This window comes from Kaistia geumhonensis (assembly GCF_030815145.1).
GTDB classification, from domain to species: Bacteria; Pseudomonadota; Alphaproteobacteria; order Rhizobiales; family Kaistiaceae; genus Kaistia; species Kaistia geumhonensis.
Genome location: NZ_JAUSWJ010000001.1, coordinates 1,818,812 through 1,835,939, shown reverse-complemented (window position 1 = coordinate 1,835,939; position 17,128 = coordinate 1,818,812). Strand labels below are relative to the sequence as shown.

Below are 17,128 nucleotides of genomic sequence, written 5' to 3'. Positions count from 1 at the left end.
GGCGGGAACGAGGAGGAGCGCCTCGCGAAACGCGGGCGCAAGGAGGAGGAAACGTGATGACTGCTCACAGGATGCGCCTTGCGGCGCTCTCGGCCGGCGCCGGTCTTGCGCTTGCCGCCATGGTGTCTGGGCCCGCGCTCGCCGAGGAGGTGACGCTGAGCTTCCTCATTGACAACGGTCCGCAGACGGTCGCGGCGGCCGAGAAGGTCGTCGAGGCCTTCATGGCGGCCAATCCTGACATCAAGGTCGATATCGAGACTCGCCCCGGCGGCGGTGACGGTGACAACATCGTCAAGACCCGCCTTTCGACCGGCGAGATCGGCGATGTCTTCCTCTACAATTCGGGATCGCTGTTCCAGCAGATCAATCCGCAGAAATACATGGTCGACCTGACCGCCGAGCCCTGGCAGGCCGACATCCAGCCGGCGTTCCAGAACGTCGTCACGGCCGGCGGCAAGCTCTATGGCGCGCCGTTCCAGACCGCGATGGGCGGCGGCGTCCTCTACAACAAGAAGCTCTATGCCGATCTCGGGCTCCAGGTGCCGAAGACCTGGGCCGAGTTCATGGCCAACAACGAGAAGATCAAGGCGGCCGGCAAGGTGCCGGTGATCCAGACCTTCAAGGATACCTGGACCAGCCAGCTCTTCGTGCTCGGCGACTTCTTCAACGTCCAGGCGGCTGTGCCGAGCTTCGCCGAGGACTACACGGCCAACAAGGCGAAGTTCGCGACGACACCGGCGGCGCTGAAAGGCTTCGAGCATCAGGCGGAGGTCTTCAAGGCCGGCCATCTCAACAAGGATTTCGGCGCCGCGACCTTCGACGACGGCCTCAGAATGCTCGCCTCGGGCGAGGGCGCCCACTACCCGATGCTGACCTTCGCGCTCGGCGCGATCCAGACGGCCAATCCCGACGCGGTCAAGGATATCGGCTTCTTCGCCCTGCCGGGCGACGACGCCGCGAAGAACGGCCTCACCGCCTGGATGCCGCCGGGCATCTACATCTCCAACGAGAGCGAGCATGTCGACGCGGCCAAGAAGCTCGTCGCCTTCATCGCCTCGAAGGAGGCGTGCGACCTGCAGACCGCGGCGGTCGGCGCCACGGGGCCCTATCTCGTGAAGTCCTGCGCGCTGCCGGCCGACGTGCCGCCCATGGTGTCCGACCTCCAGGCCTATTTCGACAAGGCGGGCGCAGCCGCTCCGGCGCTCGAATTCGTTTCGCCGGTCAAGGGGCCTTCGCTCGAGCAGATCACGGTCGAGGTCGGCTCGGGCATCCGCTCGCCGGCCGAGGGCGCGGCGCTCTATGACGAGGACGTCAAGAAGCAGGCGCAGCAGCTCGGCCTGCCCGGCTGGTAGGCCGTTCCTGACGCCTAACAAAGGCCGGCGCGCATGCGCCGGCCCCATCCCGCCGGGAGGAGCGTCGACAATGACCAGCCTTGCCGCCAGCCCCGCGATCGGCGCCGACCGTGTCCGTCGACGCGCCGTCCGGACGGTCTATCCGAACTGGTTCTACCTTCCGGCCGCCGTCATCTATGCGGTGCTGTTCCTGTTTCCGACCATCGCATCGCTGTTCTTCAGCCTGACGCGCTGGACGCTATCCGAAGCGACCTTCATCGGCCTCGACAATTTCCGCCAGTTCTTCCGCGAGCCCTTCCTCATCCAGGGCCTCGTCAACACGCTGATCTATGCGGTGGTGACGTCGGGGCTGAAGGTGGTGCTCGGGCTGCTGCTCGGCGTCCTGCTCACCTCCGAGATCATCGGCCGCGACTATCTGCGTTCGGTCGTGTTCTTTCCGGTGCTCGTTTCCACGGTCGGCGTCGGCATCACCTTCACCGTGCTGATGCACCCCACCGGCGGCCTCATCAACCAGTCGCTGGCGGCCATCGGCATCGAGGGGCCAGGCTGGCTGACGGATCCGCGCTTTGCGCTGCTCTCGGTGGCTCTGGTCGATGTCTGGAAAGGCGTCGGCCTCGCGACGGTCATCTATATCGCTGGCATCGTCTCGATCCCGCGCGACTATTACGAAGCGGCGCTGATCGACGGTGCCGGGGCGTTCCAGCGCTTCTGGAACGTGACGCTGCCGCTGGCGCGCCCGGCGACCGTCACCGTCGTGATCCTGTCGCTGATCGGCGGCCTGCGCTCCTTCGATCTCATCTGGTCGATGACGCGCGGCGGACCCGGCTTCACCTCCGACGTCATCGCCTCGGTGATCTACAAGCAGTACCAAGCCGGCTTCTATGGCCTCTCCACCGCCGGCAACGTCGTGCTGTTCGTCCTTGTCGCGCTCATCGTCGTGCCGCTCTCGGCCGTGCTCAATCGCAGGGAGGTTGCCCGATGAGGAACCGCGGCGGAACGCTGATCGGCGCGGCGGCGATCCTCGGCTCGATCGTCATCTTCATCGTGCCCTTCGCCTTCATCCTGATCACGGCCCTGAAGGACAAGCAGCAGGCCTCGCTGCGCGACTTCTCCTGGCCGACTTCCTTCCACTTCTGGAGCAATCTGGTCGAGGTGGTAAAGGCGCGCGACTACATGCTGATCACCGCGCTCATCAACTCGACCATCCTGACGGTGGCGAGCGTGACCTTGCTGGTCGTGCTGGGCGCGATGGTGGGCTTCGTCATGCAGCGCCGGCCCTCGGTCTGGACCGGCGTCGCCAATTTCCTGGTTCTCGCCGGCCTCATCATGCCGCCGGCCGTCGTTCCGACGATCTGGACGCTGCAGGGGCTTGGCCTTTTCAAGACGCTGCACGGCATGATCCTGATCGAGGTCGCCTACGGTCTCGCCTTCAGCGTGCTGCTCTTCCGCGCCTTCGTCTCCACGATCCCGCGCGAGATCGACGAGGCGGCGATCATCGACGGTGCCGGGCCGCTCGATCTCTTCTTCCGCATAATTCTGCCGCTTCTGAAGCCGGTCATCATCACCGTCATCGTCGTGCAGTCCGTGGCGATCTTCAACGACTTCACCAACCCGCTCTACTATCTGCCCGGCAAGCAGAACGTCACCGTTCAGCTGACGCTCTACAATTTCCAGAGCATGTTCGATACGTCCTACAATCTGCTCTTCATGAACATCCTGATCATCACGATCCCGCCGCTGATCGTCTTCCTGTTCTTCAACCGCCAGATCGTGGTCGGAATGACCGCCGGCGCTGTGAAGGGCTGATCCCTCCTCAAGCCCCTTGCGCCTGACGGTTCGCGTCGCCCGCCGCCTTCCAGCGGCGGGCGACTGCTTTTATCGCTCTACTTGACGTGGGAAAAATTCCCACACATAAGGATGTGACGGCATTGGCCGGCTTGAGTGAAGTGGAGCGTCGACATGCTCGACATCGGAAGAACTCGGGGGTTCGCCTGGTGCGGCGGGGTGGAGATCGAAGCCTCGCCTCCACTTTCCGCCGTGCGTCGCCAGGCGGACATCCGGCGGCGGGACGGGGAGAGGGCGGACATCCCACGCCGCTTTCGGCCCCGTCTCGCCGCCGGGTTCGACGACGCTGTCGATGAAGGTCTCAGCGATTTCGACCGCATGGCGCCCAGGGTATCGGTCGCATTGATGATCGCACTCGCGGCCCTGTTCCTTGTCGCCTCGTTCCTCTCGCTGCTGGCTGCCGTTCTCGGGGGTTGAAGCGCATCGCGCTGTCGCAAAAGGACAAACAGCCCTCTGCGAAGCCTGATATGGAATTGCGCGGGGACGCAGCGCGGCCGTCTCGGGGGTCCGGTTCGCCGGATGGGTGGCTCGCGCGCGTCCCCGCCTTCGCCGTCATCCTGCAACCGGGCGGAGGCTCGGGCGTTGCCCGGCTGCTCCGATCACGGGGCGCGAAAGGACCATATGTTCTCCATCTTCCAGCAGTGGACGCTCCTCGCCCTCGAGTCGCAGGAGGTGATCATGTTGCGGACCGCCCGGCTCGCACGCAGCGATGCCGGTGCCATGACCGAGGCGCGTCGGATGGTCTTCGAGAAGGTTGACGCCGCCGAGCAGGCCATGGCCGCACTGATGATGGGTCAATCGCAGCTGGCTGTGGTGCGCGGCTATCGCCGCCGTGTGCGCGCCAATGCCCGCCGCCTGTCCAAGGGCTGAGCGAGATGGCGCGGGAGCGCGACGCCACCCGGCGGCAGACAGGCCGGCCCAGCCGGGCCACGTCAACCCTGTGACGGTCGGCGGCCTTGCTTTTGCCTGTCGGCGACCGGAAAAGACCCCGACATCTCGCCGGGGTTCACCGATTGGCCGATTCGCCGCCCGCCGCCAACAGCCGCAACCGCACGATCGCCATCGCGTCGGCGATCTGGGGCGCCTCGATCTTCCTGTCGCGCATCATCGGCCTCGTCCGCGAGCAGATCGTCGGACGAACGCTCGGCGCGAGCCGCGAGGCGGATCTCTATTTCGCCTCCTTCACGTTGCCGGACTTCCTCAACTACCTGCTCGCCGCCGGCGCGCTCTCGATCGTCTTCATTCCGATTTTTCTCGAGCACCTGCAGAAGGGCGACGAGGACGGCGGCTGGCGTGCCTTCAGCGTCATCGCCAACTTCATCGCCGTTGTCGGGACTCTTGGCATCGTGCTGATGATGGTGTTCGCGCGGCCGCTCGCCGGCATCGTCGCGCCGGGCTTCACCGAGGCGGGGGAGATCGACACGCTGGTGCGCCTCATGCGCATCATCCTGCCGGCACAGTTCTTCCACATCGTCGGCGGCCTTCTCTCGGCGACGCTGCAGGCGCAGGACCGCCATGCGCTGCCGGCAACCGCGCCGCTGGTCTATTCGGTCGGCATCATCCTCGGCGGACTGCTCGGCGCCACGTTCGGCTTGGGCGCCGACGGCTTCGCCTGGGGCGTGCTGGTCGGCTCGATCGTCGGGCCATTCGGCATGCCGCTCTATGGCTGCCTCCGCCATGGCATGCGCTGGCATCCGACGCTGTCGTTCCGCAATCCCGATCTCGGCCGCTACCTCTTCCTGTCGCTGCCGATCATGCTCGGCTTCTCGATCGTCCTCGTCGACCAGTGGATCATCAAGAACCAGGCGTCTTTCCTGCCGGCGGGCGACCTCTCCTATCTGCAATATGCGCGCACGCTGATGAATGTACCGATCGGCGTCTTCGGGATGGCGCTCGGCGTCGCCTCCTATCCGACGCTGTCGCGTACGGTCGCCAGCGGCCGCATCGACGAGGCCTATGGCGTGCTCGTCCATGCGGTTCGCCTCATGCTGGTCGCGACCTTCGCGGCCGAGGTGGCGATCACGCTCGCGGGCTTCGAGGCCGTCTATCTGATATGGGGCGCCTTCGCGAGCCGCTTCACGCCTACCGACGCCGCCGCCACGGCGACCGTGCTCTCTTTCATGTCGATCGGCCTGTGCGGCTGGGCGGCGCAGACGCTGATCGGCCGCGGCTTCTACGCCCTCGGCAGCACCTGGATGCCGACGATCATCGGCACCATCGCGACGATCGTGTTGATCCCGCTCTATGTCGTCCTTCGCCAGCAGGCCGGCGCGGTCGGGCTCGCGATCGCCAGTTCCGTGGCGATTCTCGCCTATGTGCTGGTGCTCGGCTTCATGCAGCGCCGCCGCTTCGAGCGCGAGGCGAGGGCGCGCGGCCAGGTGCTGCCGAAGGAGGCCGGCATGCTCGACGGCGCGGCCCGCGCCGGCGCGGCCGCGGCGATCGCGATCGCCGCGGGCCTTGCCTTCAGGACGGTTCTCGTCGACTGGCTGCCGGGGCTCGGAATCGGCGTCGTCCTGCTGCGCGGCGCCATGCTCTCCCTTGCCGGCATCGCTTTCTATGCGCTGCTGGCCCGGCTGTTCGGCCTCAAGGAATTGGCCGAGGTCACGGCTCGGATCACCGCGCGCTTCAAGCGAAGGCGCAAGCCGGCGTAACTGTCGCCGGCAGCAGGGGCCGAGCCTGAGAGTGGCCCTTGCTTCAGCGAAGCGGCCTCAGATCGTACAGCCGGCCGGTCGCCGCGGCGACCGGCGCGTCCAGGCGGATCGCGGAAACGGGCTCGTCGCTGTCGATGCGTTTGGTGAAACAAAACCGACCATTATCAACATAAATCTCGATCAATCCGACATCGACGAACATTCGCAGCGTCGTCGGGCGGACGTCCTCGACGAAATAGCGCGGCGAGGGGCGCTTGCCCGGCGGCACGAAGTCGAGCTCCAGCTTGTCGCCGTCATAATCGAGCGCGACGCCGAACGTCGGATGGTCGAAGGCGAGGCGGAAGGGTGCGCCGGGTTCGCCGATTTCGATTTCGATCTCGCCGAGCCCATCGGCGAGCGGCATCGCGCTTCCATCGGCGGTCAGCGGGCGAGGCGGCTGCGGCAGGCGCAGCTCGGCGACCGCTTCGATGGGCGGCGTCGACAGCGCCCCCTCCTGCCAGACGAGCCGGCGCGGGAAGGTCATGCAGCTCGGGAAGTCGTGCTCCTTGAACACGTCGGTCCAGTTGGCCGCCCATGAGATGCCGAATGGACCATTGGCGCCGGCGATGCCCTGGAAGGCGTAGCAGTCGGTGCCGTGGTCGAGTTCGTCGCGGCGGATCGGCGTGAAGCGCGCGCCGTCGAAGCGGCCGGTGAGCGCGATGGTCATGTTGCGGCGGCGGCTCACCTCGTCGCGCGAGCCGAGCATGCCGAAGATCAGCACGAAGAGACCGTCGCCCTCGCCGTCGAGCGCCACCATGCAGGGGCATTCCGCGGGCAGCTTCTGCGTGGTCGGCTCGCTGTGCAACACGCCCACGAAGCGCCAGCCCTCGGCGCCGTCGGCACTGTCGCTTTCATAGAGCAGCACCAGCGCGGCCTGGTCGTCGCCGCCGCCGAGCAGCATCTTCCAGCGGCCGTCCGGTCCCTTGAAGACATAGGGGTCGCGGAAATCCTTGCGGTATCCGGGAAGGTCGGGCGTTTCCGTCACCACCGCCGTGGCCGCACCCGGCGCGAGGAGATCGGTCGAGACGGCGGTCATTTGCCATTCCCAGTTCGGCGTGCGGTCGTCCTCGCGGTCGGTGTAGAAGACGCGCAGCGAGCCGTCCGCCGCCGGCACGGCCGAGCCGGAGAAGACGCCGCCGACCTTGGCGTCGGAGGCGAGAAGCTCGGCCCGCGGCAGCAGGAAGATCGGCTGGTCGGCCCAGTGGATGCCGTTGCGCGACGCCGCATGGCCCCAGTGCATCGTGTTCCAACGCAGGCTGTGCGGATAGTGCTGGTAGAAGAGGTGCATGCGCCCGCCGACCTCGGAGAGGCCGTTCGGATCGTTCATCCAGCCGAAGGGCGGCGCGAGATGCAGCCGGTAGCGGGGCGAGACCTGGCGGTTGCGCTCCGTGGTGAAGAGCGTGCGGATGCCTTCGTCGATGACGCGCGCCGGATCGAAGGCATAGACGAGCGACACCGCCGTCGCTGCCTCGTCGAATTCCAGAACCGCGGGGCCATCCGCGAGGTCCGCCGCCTCGCTGCGCGTGAAGTCGTCCGAGCGCGGGCCGGCGAGGACGATCGTCCCGCCGCCGGCCGTCGTCAGCGTCACGCGCGAGGCGGCCGCCGCGCCGAGGGGCTTCTGGAAGACATGCAGGGTTTCGCCCTGGCGGACGGCGAGATCGATCTTCATGGACGTCGTCCCTTGTTGCGGCATCAGCCCTTGACGGCCGAGGAGATGAAGGAGCTGACGAACCAACGCTGGAACGCCAGATAGAAGATGAGGACCGGGATCATCATCATGACCGAGGCGGCCATGGCGCTGTTCCAGTAGACGCTGTCATGGCCGAAGAACGAGGCGATGCCGACCGAGATCGGCCGCGCGCGATCGGTCTGCGTCACCATCAGCGGCCACAGATACTGGTTCCACGTCTCGATGCCGAGCAGGATCGCGACGGTCGCGAGGACCGGCAGGCTGATGGGCAGGAACACCGACCAGTAGATGCGGAACGGCCCCGCGCCGTCGACGGTCGCCGCGTCGTAGATGTCGCGCGGCACCTGGATGAAGAACTGGTAGATCAGGAAGATGTAGAGCGGGCTCGCCATGAACGGCAGGATCTGCGCCGCGAAGCTGTCGGAGAGCCCGACGCGGTTCACGATGGTGAGCAGCGGCAGGACGATCGATTCCTGCGGGACGATATAGAGCGCGATGAGCGCCGTCAGGATCACCGCGCGGCCGGGCAACCGCCCCCAGGCTAGCACGAAGGCGGCCATCGAGTTCAGGAACACGCCGCCCAGCACGGTCACGAACAGGATGATCAGAGAATTCAGCAGGTAGCGGCCGAAAGGCAGGGCGCCGGAGAAGGTCCAGACGTCGCGGAAATTCTGCAGCGACGGATCGGAGACCCAGAAGGCGCGGAACGAGCCCATGTCGGCGAGGATCTGGAAGCGGTCCGGCTTCAGGCTCGCCACCGCCAGCAGGAACAGCGGCGAGATGACGACGAGGGCGAGGATGGAGACCGCGACGACCGCGATGACGCGGCTCCAGTCGCGCGGCACGGGCCGCGAAGGAGCCGGGGCGAGGGTGGCGGGATGCGAGATCGAGGTCATTTGCGGTCCCTCACCACGAAGCGCTGCACCAGCGAGACGATGAGAACGATGAAGAAGAGGATGATGGCGACGGCGGAGGCGAGGCCGAGCCGCTGGTTCACGAAGCCGGCCGTGAACATGTAGTGGACCACGGTGTCCGTCGTGCCGCGCGGGCCCCCCTGGGTCAGGATGTTCACCTGCGTGAACAGCTTGAACGCCTGGATGGTCGTGATGATGAGCACGAAGATATGCGTCTGGCGAAGCGAGGGCATGGTGACGTGCCAGAAGCGCTGCCAGCGATTGGCGCCGTCGAGTTCGGCCGCCTCGTAGAGCGATTCCGGAATGCCCTGGAGCCCCGCCAGATAGACGATCATCTGGAATCCGTAGGCCTGCCAGGCCGAAAGAAGCACCAGCGCCGGCATCGCGAAGCGCGGATCGCCCAGCCAGTCGATCGGGCCGGCCATGCCGAAGGAGAGCACCGAGAGGATCTGGTTGAAGGGACCGGTCGGATACTGGAACAGCGTCGCCCAGATGACGCAGACGACGACCATCGAGGTGATCGCCGGCAGGAAGAACAGGCCGCGGAAGACGTTGCGGAACGGCAGCTTGGTGTTGAGGATCAGCGCCACGGCGAGCGCGAAGCCGCATTGCACCGGCAGAACCATCAAGGTGAAGCGGGCAACGTTCCAGAGCGCGACCCAGAACTCGTGGTCGGACAGGATATTCTGGAAATTGTCGAGCCCGACGAAGCGCGGCGGCACCGGCCGCGGGATCAACCGCTCATTGGTGAGCGCGATCCGGAACGAGGACAGGAAGGGCAGCAGCAGGAAGACGGCGATGAGTGCGAGCGCCGGCAGCAGCATCGCCGCTTCCTGCACCCGTCCGCCGAACAGCGCGCCGCGCCGGCCCGCGCCACCGGCGGGCACCGCATCGATCGACATGGATTCCTCCCGGTTTGGAATGGGCCGCGCCGAGGCGCCGGCGCGGCCCGCTCGTCAGGCTCAGTTGCCGCCGAAGGGCGGATAGCCGTCATTGTCCTCGATATCGGCGTCGATTTCCTTGGCGGCCTTGGAGAGCTCGTCCTTGGCGTCGGCGCCGTCGAAGATGTTGTTCATCGCCTTCTGGAAGGCGAGGGTGATGGTCGGATAGGCCGGATGCGGAGGACGCGGCACGGCGCTCTTCGAGGCCTGCTCGAAGGCGAGCGCCATGGCGCCGCCCGGCGCATAGAGGGGCGAATCCGCCGCGAAGGATTTCAGGCCCGGGAAGCCGGCATGCTCGCGATAGGCGGCGCGATAGTCGGGGTCCTGCAGCATGAAGGACAGGAACTTGCCGGCCAGCGCCGGATCCGAGGCGTTCTTGGTGATCGCGTAGATCCAGGTGCCGTTCGGGCTGGCGCTCTTCTCGCCGAATTTCGGCAGCGGCACCACGACGACGTCGTCGCCCATCTGGGCCTTCGCTTCGGCATAGAACCAGTGCCCGCCCCAGGCGAGCGCGGCCGGCCGGCCTTCGGCATAGAACTGGTTGCCGCCCGCCGACTGCGGCACGACCCAGCCCTTCTGCACCCAGCTCTGCATCATCTTCGCAGCCTCGACGCAGGTATCGCCGTCGAGCGTACCCTCGGCCTTCCAGGTCGTGCGGTCGATCAGGTCGCAGCCGAAGGATTCGAGCACCGGCTCATAGGCATAGGTGATCCATTCGGTCTTGGTGCCGTAGGAGCGGAAAAGGTCGATCGGCCACTTCACGCCCGGTGTCGTCGAGAGCTTCTCGAGCAGCGCTTCGAACTCGTCCTTGGTCCAGGCGTCCTCGACCGAGGTCGGGATGCGGACGCCGAGGTCGGTCAGCTGCTTGCGGCTCGCATAGAGCGCGACGGTCGAATCGACGAGCGCGACGGCATAGAGCTGCTTGTCGACCGGATAGGTCCCCTGCGAGACGTTCGACGCCGTCATGTCGTCGAGCACCGCCTTGTCGATGAAGGGAGCGATCGGCTGGATGAATCCGGACCAGACATAATTGGCCAGGAACGGCGCATCGAGCTCCATGATGTCGGGCAGGGCATTGGCGGAGACCGCCGCGCCGACCTTCTCGTTATAGGCGTCGTGCGGCGTGTTGATCAGCTCGATGGTCGTGCCGGGATTGGCCGCCTCGAACTTCTTCGCCGTGTCGGTGATGATCTTCACCTCATAGGGGTCGCCCTGGAACATGAGCTTCAGGGTGGCCGCCTCGGCCGCCGAAAGGCCGGCGAGGCCGGCGCCGAGCGCCGTGGTGAGCGCCGTCAGGCGCAGTAAACGATTACCCATCCGTGACATTGACTTCCTCTCCCTCATGCAGCCGGTCCGCGGCGCTTCACACCGAAGCGCGTTCGACGAAGCGGAACGGAATCTCCTCGACGGCCTCAGCCGGCGCCTCATGCCCGGCGAGGATCTCGGCGGCGCGCCGGCCCATGGCCCGGTGCGGCAGCGCCATCGTGGTGAGCGGGGGATCGAGCCTCGCGGCGATCTCCACCTGATTGTCGAAGCTCGCGACAGCGACGTCGTCCGGGATCGCGAGGTCGTGGCGGCGCAACGCGCCATAGACCTCGAGCGCGACGCGGTCGTTGCCGCAAAGGATCGCGTCGGGACGGTCGGCCCGGCCGAAAAGCTCGGCGACATGTTCGAAGACGAGGCTGCGCGCCTGGCCGGAATAGGTGCCGCGCGTCGCCGGCCGAACGAGCGATTCGTCGACCGCGAGGCCCGCGGCCGCATGCGCGTCGCGAAAGCCCGCGCCGCGCAGCTCGCCGGCCAGAAGGCCGGGCAGGTTGATGAAGGCGATGCGCCGCCGGCCGCTGGCGATCAGATGGCGCGTGATCGTCGCCGCCGCCTCGCGCTCGGCCGGGACCAGCGAGGGGATCGTGTCTTCCGTGTCGCGGCAGTTGATCATCAGGCGGACGGCGTCGCGGGCTGCCGGTGGCAGCTCGACGACCTGATGATACATCGTGGCGTAGGCGATCGCCTGCGGCATCAGCCGCTGCAGTTCGGCGATGCTCGCCTCGACGGGCCGGCCGCTCCCGGTCGACGTCACGATCACCGACAGGCCGTCGGCGCGCATGGAATTGTCGAAGGCGCGCATGATCTCGGTCGCGAAGGGCTGGGTGATGAGCCCGTCGGCGACGATGCCGATGATCGGCATCACGCCGCGCCGCATGCCCCGCGCCACGAGGTTCGGCACATAGCCGAGCTCCTCGGCGAGCGCGCGGATGCGCTGACGGGTGTCGCTCGACATGCGGATCGAGCCGTCGCCATGCAGCGCACCGGAAACGGTCTTGACGGAAACGCCAAGCCGGCCGGCAATGTCCTGCAGGGAGACCTTGGCGCGAGACATAGAGATTGGCGTTTCCGCGTTGGGTTATCGTTTACTCACGTCTAGCTCAACCGCTTTCCGTGTCAAGACCCCCTGATCGCGTGCGGGGCGTGAGCTAGATCAGGATGGGGACTGACGACCGGCGGGAAGCTGCCGGGGCCGGATCGGACGATCCAAACGGGGGAAACGAACATGCGAGCTATCAAAGGTCGGGTGACGGCTATTCTTGTCGGAGTCGCCGCCGCCACAGCCGCTCTTTGCGGAACCGTCGCATCCGCCGCTTCGTCGGGCGGCTCGCTCGAAGACGCCTGTGCCAAGGAAGCGGCGACGCGTCTCAAGGTCGGGCGCAATCTCGTCACGACACTGCCGGGTGAAGCCTATCAGGGCCAGACCATCGTCACCGGACAGACGCCGCCATCGGGCGATAACGTGACGTCCTTCCAGTGCCGCTTCGACAAGAAGGGCAAGCTCGCGAAATTCCGCGCCTATCCGCCGGCCGGCGGCGGACCCGCGCCGGCCGAAGCGGCGCACGGCGCCATCATGGACCAGAGCGTCCCCAAGGCGGCGCGCAATGCCTGCCTCAAGGCGGTCGCCAAGGTGACCAACAACACGCAGGTCGCGATCACCGCGATGATCTTCTCGCAGGCCAATTCAGAGGTCACCGTCGGCGTCGGTCCGCAGAAGGCGCCCTGGCGCTGCCTCGTCTCGAATTCCGGCGTCGTGCAGGAGACGATGTCGCTCGCCGACGAGGGTGCGCTCTGACAGCGACCGAAGGGGAGGGGCGGCCTTAGTGAACGGGCGTGGGGCGGCCGATCAGGTAGCCCTGTGCGAATCGGCAGCCATGGGCCCTGAGCCAGGCCAGTTGGCCTTCCGTCTCGACGCCCTCGGCGACGACGTCGATCGACAGCTGCGCACAGAGCCCGAGCACGGCATCGACGATCGCTCGCGCGCGCATGTCGATTTCCAGATCCTCGACGAAGCCGCGGTCAAGCTTGATCTTGGCGATCGGCAGGCGGTGCAGGTAGGAGAGGGACGAATAGACGGCTCCGAAGTCGTCGATCGCGACCTGCACGCCGAGTTCGCGCAGCCCGGCGAGCAGCGCGCTGGCGCGATCGGGCTCGTCGATGACCACCCGCTCCGTGAATTCCAGCCAGAGGCGGTCCGCCGGAAGGCGGCTTTCGGCCAGCGCCGCGGCGACGATCGCGACGAGATCGCCCTCGCCGACCCAGCTCGACGCCACATTGACCGAGATCCAGCCGCCATCGTCCCGCCGCGCCGCTTCCTGGCAGGCCTTGCGCAGCACATACTGGTCGAGCCGCTGCCAGAGGCCGCTCCGCTCGGCCGCCGCAGCGAAGCGGTCGGGCGAAACCGGTCCCTCGCCGGGGCGGTTCCAGCGGCAGAGCGCCTCTCGGCCGACGATCGTCCGATCGGCCGCGGCGACGATCGGCTGCCAGACGAGCGTCAATGCGCCGATGTCGATCGCGCTCGCCAGCGAGTCGACAAAGCGCTGCCGCTCCGTCCGCTCATGCTCGATCGCGGCCGAATAGCGGATCGCCGAGCCGTCGTCGCGCTCGCGGGCGACCTCGAGCGCGATCTCCGCCGAACGCACCAGCGTCTCGATCGAACTGCCCCGCCCTTCGATCACCGCGTAGCCGCAATGCGCGCCGAGCGGCACAACGGCTCCGTCGATCTCCGCGGCGCCGCCGAGGACGATCAGGGCGCGCTGCGCGAAGCTGGCGATCTCGTCGTCGCTGCGTCCGTCGGTGACCAGCAGTCCGAATGTATCGCCGGCCATGCGCGCGACGAAGCCCGGCGGCAGCAGGCCGGCGATCCGGCGCGCGGCGATCAGGATGCGGGCGTCGCCGATCGCATGGCCGAACCGCTCGTTGATGCCCTTCGATCCGGAGAGATCGAGCAGGACAAGCGTGACCCCTTCCGGCGAGGCCTGCATTTCCTGCATCGCGCGGCGGATGAGGGCGAGGCGATCGGTGAGACCGGTGAGCGCATCGTGATCCGCGATCCAGTCGGCGCGCTGCTTGGCCTTGACCGCCGCCGCCTCCGCCTTCCGGAGCCGCGTCACGTCCATGAAGATGCCGTCGGCGGAGCCGTCGCCGCGGTCTTCCCTCACCTGTGACTTGGCGTGTAGCCAGCGGATGGTCCCATCGGGATGCCGAAAGCGGAATTCCTCGTCAAACGGTCCCTGCTCCCGAATTGCGATTGCCATCGCCGACCTGATGCGCGGTTCGTCATCCGGCAAGATCCTGGTGATGACGGCGTTGCTGTCCTTCATGAGCTCGTCGGCAGAGACGCCGAGCACCTCATCCACCCGGCCCGCGACAAGCTGGAAACGCGGCAGGCCGTCGACGCCAAACACCCGCCGATAGATCACGCCCGGCACGTTGGCAATGATCCCGGCGAGTCGATCGTTGCTCTCGCGGATCGATCGTTCCATCTCAAGCCGGCGCTCTTCGAGGAGGAGGACGAGCGCGGCGACGAAAGTGAGAAGCGGGATGACGGCTATGACAGCCTTCGTCGCCGCGAAGAAGGAGATTGAGGCGGTGGCCTGGTCAAGGCTGCTGACAATCGATGGGAGCGCCATGCTTGCCGTTGCCCAGATGGCGAGGAATACGCCCATGCCGAGGCTGACTGGCTTGCGGGGCTCCGACGCCGCCGACGGACCCCAGCCGCGCCAGAGCGCCGCGATGGCGCTGCCGCAGAAGGCGAGGATGATGACCGCAACGCCGGGCGCCGTGCCGGCCCCGCCAAGGGCGACTCGGGAGCCGGCGGCGATCACCAGGGTGAGCAACCCGGCCGGAAGCCCGAAGAAAGGCGCCGACAGCACCAGCGGCACGGCGCGAACGTCGAGCAGGAAGCCGTTTTCGCTTCCGATCGGCCAGACCATGCAGACAGCCGAGAACAGCCCGAAGGCAAGACCACACCCAAGTCGCTGCAGGGGAACGTCGTGTGAACCGAGCCGGGCGATGATATAAGCTAGAAAGATAATCAGCGCGGCGAAGATCGCTGCGCTGCGGAGCAGCCCATCGAACACGAGATGAAAGTGGACTTCGTCCAACTGCTCCTCCTGAGAGCGCGCCAGGAAATCTCAAGCAAGCAGGTTAGCCGCAGGCGTGTTTGATCTCACGCAAGGTTTGACCCATCGATCGAACATCTGTCGCGAACTCGCAAGGGAAATATACAGCAACTGCAATGTGGGGTTGATCATGATCAATCTCTTGTCATGTGTCCGAAGCGAGCAGGGAGGCTCTCTCCCGCCGCGGCGCGCCGTGCACCGGCGATGGTGGGCGCTTGAGAGACGGATGACTGACGATCAGGGCGAGGTCGCATCGCCGGGCATGTGCGAGCGCATCCGGCGGGCACCATCCGGCGCGGTCCGGACCCGTGCGGCGATCCACTCGCGCCGGGGACAGGGCTCAGTCAGGATTTGTCGAGATCGAGGGAGGGATCAGCGATCACGGACCAGCGAGGCGGGGAAGCGCCGATGCCTCCTTCCCGTCCGGACGAGATGCAGGCGAGCTGGGACCTGAGGATCGGTAAGACCCGTCCCACCGCAGGGGACGGCGCGCTGGACGCCCGCCGGCGTCGTCACGGCCGGCATCGCCCCCTCCGCGATCCTGCTTTCGCTGGTTGCGCTGGCGGAGTGCTCCGCCGCGACTGCAGGCCGAACCCCGGATCGGCGCGCCGCCAGAGGCTGCACGGATCGGAGAACGGGCTGGCGCGTTGCGGGATCAGGCGGACGCGATCGCCCCGCCGCCCGCATCACCCGGAGGCCATCATGCGGATCGTCCTTCTCCTCGGCGCCCTCGCATTCGCGATGCCGACACTCGCCGCCTGCACCACCGCCAACCCGAACTCGCGCATCTACCAGACGATGAACAACCAGCCGAATGTCTGCGGCAAGGGCTTCAAGCGCGACATCGACGCCTGCTGAGACCGCAACAACGGCTCAACGCCCAGCGTCTGTGAACACGAGGCTAGCCTGGCCTGATTTTCGTCGGATCGGGAGGAGATAGGTGGTGCCTGGGGGCGGAATCGAACCACCGACACGCGGATTTTCAATCCGCTGCTCTACCAACTGAGCTACCCAGGCCCACGCGCGAAGCGCCTTGGCGCCGCGGGAACAGCGGCCTTATAGGGGAGGCGGCGGGGGCTGTCCAGAGGGCGAAAGCGGCCTGTGGATGGCGCGGCGTCAGCTCTCGTAGCGGCCGCCCTGGTCAGCCGGCGAATCGTCGTCGGAGGCCAAGGCGCTCTCCTCCGTCTCCACGGCGGGGATCGCATAGGAATTGCTCAGCCAGCGGTGCAGGTCGACATCCTTGCAGCGCTTCGAGCAGAACGGATAGGCGTCGCGCTGCGAATCGCGACCGCAGATCGGACAGGGGCGCTTGGCCCGGAGCGGGAGGATTTCGGCGGCGCGCGCCGGCTTGGTCTCGTCGGTCATATGGCTTTCAGCGGGAACGTCGCGTCTCAGGCCGGATCGATCCAGCCCTTGCGCGTCGGGAACCCCTCTCCCTCGAGCATCGTCATGGTTTCGAAGAGCGGCAGGCCGACCACGCCCGTATAGGAACCGACCAGCTTCACCACGAAGCCGCCGGCGAGGCCCTGGATGGCATAGCCGCCCGCCTTGCCGCGCCACTCCCCCGACTTCAGATAGGCATCCGCCTCGGCCCGCGAAAGACGCTTGAAGCGGACCTTGGTCTCGACCAGCCGCACGCGGATCGTGCCCTTCGGCGTCGCGAGCGCGATCGCCGTATAGACATGGTGCGAGCGGCCCGAGAGGAGCAGCAGGCAGTCCGCCGCCTCGTCCTCGAACTCGGCCTTGGGCAGGATGCGGCGGCCGACCGCGACCACCGTGTCGGCGGCAAGGAGATAGGCGCCGGCCATCGATGGGTCCTTCGCCGCGACCGCCAGAGCCGCCTCGGCCTTTGCCCGCGCGAGGCGCTTGGCGAGGCTGCGCGGCAGTTCGTTCTTGAGGGGCGTCTCGTCGAGCGAGGCCGGCAGCAGCCCGTCCGGCTCGATGCCGGCCTGCGCGAGGAGCTGAAGCCGGCGCGGGCTGGCGGAGGCGAGCAGAAGCTTCGGCGTCGGGGCCTTGGGCTTCGAGGCGTTGGGCGTCACTGTCATGGTCGTTCCGGACATGGTCCCGACAGTCTCTAGAGCCTTTCCTGGCTTGCTGGAAGCGCTCTGCCGTCCTGATCCGGGCCAAGGTCGAGGGCTTTGGCGACGGCCGTAGCCGGGGTACGGCCGAGACGAAGACCGAAGAATTTGGCCCGGGTCAGGACGGCCCTTCGGGTTTTCCGCTGGCGGGCGCCCGCTGTGCCGGCTGCC

The 17,128-nt window shown here is 66.9% G+C and carries 16 protein-coding genes and 1 tRNA gene; 8 read left to right on the top strand and 9 right to left on the bottom strand.

The annotated features are described in order from the left end of the window. The first annotated feature begins 71 nt into the window (after window positions 1–71). The 6 genes from QO015_RS08690 (at window position 72) to murJ (ending at window position 5,848) form a co-directional block, all read left to right on the top strand. On the top strand, window positions 72–1,352 hold the full coding sequence (locus QO015_RS08690) for an ABC transporter substrate-binding protein (RefSeq protein ID WP_266282398.1): 1,281 nt from the start codon (window positions 72–74) through the stop codon (window positions 1,350–1,352). A 70-nt stretch (window positions 1,353–1,422) separates the two neighbouring features. Then, window positions 1,423–2,334: a carbohydrate ABC transporter permease gene (locus QO015_RS08685; protein ID WP_266280036.1), complete on the top strand. Its 912-nt coding sequence runs from the start codon at window positions 1,423–1,425 to the stop codon at window positions 2,332–2,334. Further along, the gene (locus QO015_RS08680; RefSeq protein WP_266280037.1) at window positions 2,331–3,158 is read left to right on the top strand and encodes a carbohydrate ABC transporter permease; all 828 of its coding nucleotides are present in this window, start codon (window positions 2,331–2,333) and stop codon (window positions 3,156–3,158) included. The genes QO015_RS08685 and QO015_RS08680 overlap by 4 nt, the downstream gene beginning before the upstream one ends. Window positions 3,159–3,311: 153 nt before the next feature. Next, window positions 3,312–3,614: a hypothetical protein gene (locus tag QO015_RS08675; RefSeq protein WP_266280038.1), complete on the top strand. Its 303-nt coding sequence runs from the start codon at window positions 3,312–3,314 to the stop codon at window positions 3,612–3,614. A 204-nt stretch (window positions 3,615–3,818) separates the two neighbouring features. After that, window positions 3,819–4,067: a hypothetical protein gene (locus QO015_RS08670; protein WP_266280040.1), complete on the top strand. Its 249-nt coding sequence runs from the start codon at window positions 3,819–3,821 to the stop codon at window positions 4,065–4,067. A gap of 143 nt (window positions 4,068–4,210) precedes the next feature. Next, window positions 4,211–5,848: a murein biosynthesis integral membrane protein MurJ gene (murJ, locus tag QO015_RS08665; RefSeq protein WP_266280041.1), complete on the top strand. Its 1,638-nt coding sequence runs from the start codon at window positions 4,211–4,213 to the stop codon at window positions 5,846–5,848. Window positions 5,849–5,891: 43 nt separating this feature from the next. On the opposite strand, the gene QO015_RS08660 is transcribed toward murJ, so the two are convergent. Genes QO015_RS08660 through QO015_RS08640 form a run of 5 tightly spaced genes read right to left on the bottom strand, consistent with a single transcriptional unit; the run spans window position 5,892 to window position 11,809 of the window. Further along, window positions 5,892–7,556 (bottom strand): GH32 C-terminal domain-containing protein, encoded by a 1,665-nt coding sequence (locus QO015_RS08660; protein WP_266280043.1) that lies wholly within the window; start codon window positions 7,554–7,556, stop codon window positions 5,892–5,894. 23 nt (window positions 7,557–7,579) lie between these two features. Next, the gene (locus QO015_RS08655) at window positions 7,580–8,473 is read right to left on the bottom strand and encodes a carbohydrate ABC transporter permease (RefSeq protein WP_266280044.1); all 894 of its coding nucleotides are present in this window, start codon (window positions 8,471–8,473) and stop codon (window positions 7,580–7,582) included. After that, a complete protein-coding gene (locus tag QO015_RS08650; RefSeq protein WP_266280045.1) occupies window positions 8,470–9,393 on the bottom strand; it encodes a carbohydrate ABC transporter permease in 924 nt (307 codons plus the stop codon). The genes QO015_RS08655 and QO015_RS08650 overlap by 4 nt, the downstream gene beginning before the upstream one ends. A 60-nt stretch (window positions 9,394–9,453) precedes the next feature. Beyond that, window positions 9,454–10,749, bottom strand: coding sequence for an ABC transporter substrate-binding protein (locus QO015_RS08645; protein ID WP_266280046.1), 1,296 nt, complete (start codon window positions 10,747–10,749; stop codon window positions 9,454–9,456). Between the two features lie 46 nt (window positions 10,750–10,795). Further along, window positions 10,796–11,809, bottom strand: coding sequence for a LacI family DNA-binding transcriptional regulator (locus tag QO015_RS08640; protein ID WP_266280047.1), 1,014 nt, complete (start codon window positions 11,807–11,809; stop codon window positions 10,796–10,798). A 171-nt stretch (window positions 11,810–11,980) separates the two neighbouring features. Between QO015_RS08640 and QO015_RS08635 the strand changes: the two genes are divergently transcribed. Then, window positions 11,981–12,550, top strand: a complete 570-nt coding sequence (locus tag QO015_RS08635) for a hypothetical protein (RefSeq protein ID WP_266280048.1) — start codon at window positions 11,981–11,983, stop codon at window positions 12,548–12,550. Window positions 12,551–12,575: 25 nt separating this feature from the next. On the opposite strand, the gene QO015_RS08630 is transcribed toward QO015_RS08635, so the two are convergent. Beyond that, a complete protein-coding gene (locus tag QO015_RS08630) occupies window positions 12,576–14,861 on the bottom strand; it encodes an EAL domain-containing protein (protein WP_266280049.1) in 2,286 nt (761 codons plus the stop codon). A gap of 720 nt (window positions 14,862–15,581) precedes the next feature. Here QO015_RS08630 and QO015_RS08625 point away from each other — a divergent pair. Then, a complete protein-coding gene (locus QO015_RS08625) occupies window positions 15,582–15,737 on the top strand; it encodes a hypothetical protein (RefSeq protein WP_266280051.1) in 156 nt (51 codons plus the stop codon). A gap of 83 nt (window positions 15,738–15,820) precedes the next feature. On the opposite strand, the gene QO015_RS08620 is transcribed toward QO015_RS08625, so the two are convergent. The 3 genes from QO015_RS08620 to QO015_RS08610 all read right to left on the bottom strand — a co-directional run bounded on the left by QO015_RS08620 (window position 15,821) and on the right by QO015_RS08610 (window position 16,924). Beyond that, window positions 15,821–15,896, bottom strand: a tRNA-Phe gene (locus tag QO015_RS08620). Between the two features lie 99 nt (window positions 15,897–15,995). Next, window positions 15,996–16,244, bottom strand: coding sequence for a DNA gyrase inhibitor YacG (gene yacG / locus QO015_RS08615; RefSeq protein WP_266280052.1), 249 nt, complete (start codon window positions 16,242–16,244; stop codon window positions 15,996–15,998). Between the two features lie 26 nt (window positions 16,245–16,270). After that, window positions 16,271–16,924, bottom strand: a complete 654-nt coding sequence (locus QO015_RS08610) for a Maf-like protein (protein ID WP_266280053.1) — start codon at window positions 16,922–16,924, stop codon at window positions 16,271–16,273. Window positions 16,925–17,128 lie beyond the last annotated feature (204 nt).

Coding starts and splice junctions, on each gene's coding strand:
- QO015_RS08690 (WP_266282398.1), top strand. CDS start 72: ATGCGCCTTGCGGCGCTCTCGGCCGGCGCCGGTCTTGCGCTTGCCGCC.
- QO015_RS08685 (WP_266280036.1), top strand. CDS start 1,423: ATGACCAGCCTTGCCGCCAGCCCCGCGATCGGCGCCGACCGTGTCCGT.
- QO015_RS08680 (WP_266280037.1), top strand. CDS start 2,331: ATGAGGAACCGCGGCGGAACGCTGATCGGCGCGGCGGCGATCCTCGGC.
- QO015_RS08675 (WP_266280038.1), top strand. CDS start 3,312: ATGCTCGACATCGGAAGAACTCGGGGGTTCGCCTGGTGCGGCGGGGTG.
- QO015_RS08670 (WP_266280040.1), top strand. CDS start 3,819: ATGTTCTCCATCTTCCAGCAGTGGACGCTCCTCGCCCTCGAGTCGCAG.
- QO015_RS08660 (WP_266280043.1), bottom strand. CDS start 7,556: ATGAAGATCGATCTCGCCGTCCGCCAGGGCGAAACCCTGCATGTCTTC.
- QO015_RS08655 (WP_266280044.1), bottom strand. CDS start 8,473: ATGACCTCGATCTCGCATCCCGCCACCCTCGCCCCGGCTCCTTCGCGG.
- QO015_RS08650 (WP_266280045.1), bottom strand. CDS start 9,393: ATGTCGATCGATGCGGTGCCCGCCGGTGGCGCGGGCCGGCGCGGCGCG.
- QO015_RS08645 (WP_266280046.1), bottom strand. CDS start 10,749: ATGGGTAATCGTTTACTGCGCCTGACGGCGCTCACCACGGCGCTCGGC.
- QO015_RS08640 (WP_266280047.1), bottom strand. CDS start 11,809: ATGTCTCGCGCCAAGGTCTCCCTGCAGGACATTGCCGGCCGGCTTGGC.
- QO015_RS08635 (WP_266280048.1), top strand. CDS start 11,981: ATGCGAGCTATCAAAGGTCGGGTGACGGCTATTCTTGTCGGAGTCGCC.
- QO015_RS08625 (WP_266280051.1), top strand. CDS start 15,582: ATGCGGATCGTCCTTCTCCTCGGCGCCCTCGCATTCGCGATGCCGACA.
- yacG (WP_266280052.1), bottom strand. CDS start 16,244: ATGACCGACGAGACCAAGCCGGCGCGCGCCGCCGAAATCCTCCCGCTC.
- QO015_RS08610 (WP_266280053.1), bottom strand. CDS start 16,924: ATGACAGTGACGCCCAACGCCTCGAAGCCCAAGGCCCCGACGCCGAAG.